This is a genomic window from Gilvimarinus gilvus (genome assembly GCF_030518155.1).
GTDB classification, from domain to species: Bacteria; Pseudomonadota; Gammaproteobacteria; order Pseudomonadales; family Cellvibrionaceae; genus Gilvimarinus; species Gilvimarinus gilvus.
This window is the reverse complement of record NZ_JAULRU010000132.1, coordinates 1-469: the sequence shown is the minus strand read 5'-3', so window position 1 is coordinate 469 and position 469 is coordinate 1. Positions and strand designations below refer to the sequence as shown.

Genomic DNA, 469 nt, shown 5'->3' with positions numbered 1-469 from the left:
TGGCGGCGAATACACCTTCAACGACAAACGCACCATGATTGGCCTGTGGGATGCCCAGCTCAAGGACATCTACCACCAACAGTACCTGAACCTGACCCACAGCCAGCCGCTGGGCGACTGGACCCTGGGCGCCAACCTGGGCTATTTCCAGGGCGATGACGACGGTTCCAGGCGCGCTGGCGAGCTGGACAACAAGACGTACTCGGGGATGTTCTCCGCCAAATACGGCGGCAGCACCTTCTGGGTCGGGCTGCAGAAGGTCGATGGCGATACCTGGATGCGGGTCAATGGCACCAGTGGCGGAACCCTGGCCAATGACAGCTACAACGCCAGCTTCGACAACGCCAACGAACGCTCATGGCAGGTGCGCCATGACTTCAACTTCGTCACCGTCGGCGTACCGGGGCTGACCTTGATGAACCGCTACATCAGCGGCCGCGAAGTGCACAGCGGGGTGGTGACGGATGGC

Annotated in this window: 1 protein-coding gene; it reads left to right on the top strand. The window is 61.6% G+C overall.

Features of this window, described 5'->3' with window-relative positions:
• The coding region (locus QWI17_RS00810) for an OprD family outer membrane porin (protein WP_302720590.1) at window positions 1–469 on the top strand (469 nt) is incomplete at both ends.